The organism is Mesorhizobium sp. M7A.F.Ca.US.002.01.1.1, from assembly GCF_004022955.1.
GTDB classification, from domain to species: Bacteria; Pseudomonadota; Alphaproteobacteria; order Rhizobiales; family Rhizobiaceae; genus Mesorhizobium; species Mesorhizobium ciceri.
Genome location: NZ_RZQE01000757.1, coordinates 1 through 1,901 on the forward strand (window position 1 = coordinate 1; position 1,901 = coordinate 1,901).

A 1,901-nucleotide genomic window follows, 5' to 3' on the forward strand; every position below is an offset into this window, starting at 1 on the left:
CGGAAGCATCGATCGTTGCCGGCAAGATCCTTGAGAACAAGGGCGCGACCTTCGGCTACAACGCCCAGACCGGCGACTATGGCGACATGATCGCCATGGGTATCGTCGATCCGGTCAAGGTTGTCCGCACCGCTCTCCAGGACGCGGCCTCGGTCGCCGGCCTGCTCGTCACCACCGAAGCCATGATCGCGGAGGCTCCGAAGAAGGAGTCGGCTGGCGGCGGCATGCCTGGCGGCATGGGCGGCGGCGGCATGGGCGGCATGGGCGGCATGGATTTCTAATCCAGCCCTATCAGCCTTCAGATACGGAAAGGGCGGCAGAGATGCCGCCCTTTTCGTTTACGCGGACCTCGATCGCCGCGCCTCCGTCGGTTCTCAGACGGCGGCATCCGCGCGTTGCTTTACCTCGCCAGCAAGCACCGCGGCTTCGATCAACGCCGCGACCTCATCAGCCACCGCCTGTAAGGGGGCGCGGTCTCGGGTGGCGCGGGCGATCACCATCAGCCCTTCCAGTGACGATTCGACCAGCAGTGCCAATGCATGCGCGCGGCGCGCGGGCACCCCTGCCCTGACGAAGGCGTCCCGCAGCAGACCTATCCACTGTTCGAAGGCCGAGCGGCACAACTCCGCCAGTTCCGGCACGTCGGTGGGCGAGTCCAGCACGACAGGCGCGATCGGACAGCCGAGTGAAAACTGGTTGTCTTCCAGCATGCGCCCCACCGACTGGTAGATATGATGGACGGCTACCGCCGGATCCTTTTCGGCGGCCAGCGCTTCGCCCAGCCTCTCCGTCACGTCGGCAACGCTGGCGCGCGTCACCTCGATGACCAATTGGTCCTTGCCGCCGGGAAAATGAAAATACAGCGAGCCCCGCGGTGCGCCGCTGGCGCTCAATATGTCGTTGAGCGAGGTGCCGTGATAGCCGTGCTGCCTGAGCAGCAGCCCAGTCGTCTCGAGTATGCGGGTGCGGGTGTCGTTGGCCATGTCAACCTCTGTCAGTAGGAATCATTATAGGCCTTGCGCAGAATATCACAATCGGTCTACATAATATGTAGATCAGTCTATATATTCCTTGAGGAGAACGAAATGCGCAACTACCGCCTCGAAGGATCCGGGACCGAATCCCTGGTGATGCGCGAGGCGGCGCAGCCAGAGCCGAAACCGCATGAGATCGTGGTGCGCGTTCGCGCCACATCGCTCAACCGACGCGACACGATGATCCTCAACGGCACCTATCCGCTGCCGCCACGCCAAGGCGTCGTTCCGCTGAGCGACGGGGCTGGTGAGGTTGTCGCCGTCGGCGCTGCCGTCACCCGCTTTGCCGTCGGCGACCGTGTCACCGGCAGCTATTTCGCGCGCTGGATCGACGGCCGCATCCATGCCGGGCTCGTCGACCAGCTCGGCTGCACGCTGGACGGCATGCTGGCGGAATATGCGGTTCTCGACGAACAATGGGCGGTGCGGCTGCCCGATCATCTCGACTGGCAAGAGGCCGCAACGCTGACCTGCGCCGGCCTGACCGCCTGGAATGCGGTGACGGGCGCCGGAATTCCGAAGCCCGGCCAATGGGTTCTGGTCATCGGCTCGGGCGGCGTCTCGCTCTTTGCATTGCAGTTCGCCAAGCTGCTCGGCTGCCATGTCGCCGTCGTCACCTCGCGCGGCGAGAAAGCCGACAGGCTGCGGGCGCTGGGCGCCGACCTGGTGATTTCGACACCGGATATGCCGCAATGGGGTGCGGCCGTCCGCGACCAGACCGGCGGCATCGATCTCGTCGTCGAGACCGGTGGCCCGGCGACCTTCGCGCAGTCGCTGATCGCCAGCACGCTTTACGGGCACATCGTGCTCTTGACGCTGCAGGATGCGAAAGGCGGATCGATCCAGCTGCCGGCGGCACTCTACCAG

The 1,901-nt window shown here is 64.8% G+C and carries 3 protein-coding genes; 2 read left to right on the forward strand and 1 reads right to left on the reverse strand.

The window, feature by feature from the left end; genetic code table 11:
* Nucleotides 1-281, forward strand: a 281-nt coding sequence (locus EN932_RS35080) for a TCP-1/cpn60 chaperonin family protein (RefSeq protein ID WP_281034558.1), incomplete at its 5' end; no start/stop codon positions are given.
* 93 nt (nucleotides 282-374) lie between these two features.
* Here EN932_RS35080 and EN932_RS35085 read toward each other — a convergent pair.
* Nucleotides 375-983, reverse strand: coding sequence for a TetR/AcrR family transcriptional regulator (locus EN932_RS35085; protein WP_127369263.1), 609 nt, complete (start codon nucleotides 981-983; stop codon nucleotides 375-377).
* A gap of 102 nt (nucleotides 984-1,085) precedes the next feature.
* Between EN932_RS35085 and EN932_RS35090 the strand changes: the two genes are divergently transcribed.
* A partial coding sequence (locus EN932_RS35090) for an NAD(P)-dependent alcohol dehydrogenase (RefSeq protein ID WP_164890810.1) occupies nucleotides 1,086-1,901 on the forward strand: 816 nt, incomplete at its 3' end.

Coding starts and splice junctions, on each gene's coding strand:
- EN932_RS35085 (WP_127369263.1), bottom strand. CDS start 983: ATGGCCAACGACACCCGCACCCGCATACTCGAGACGACTGGGCTGCTG.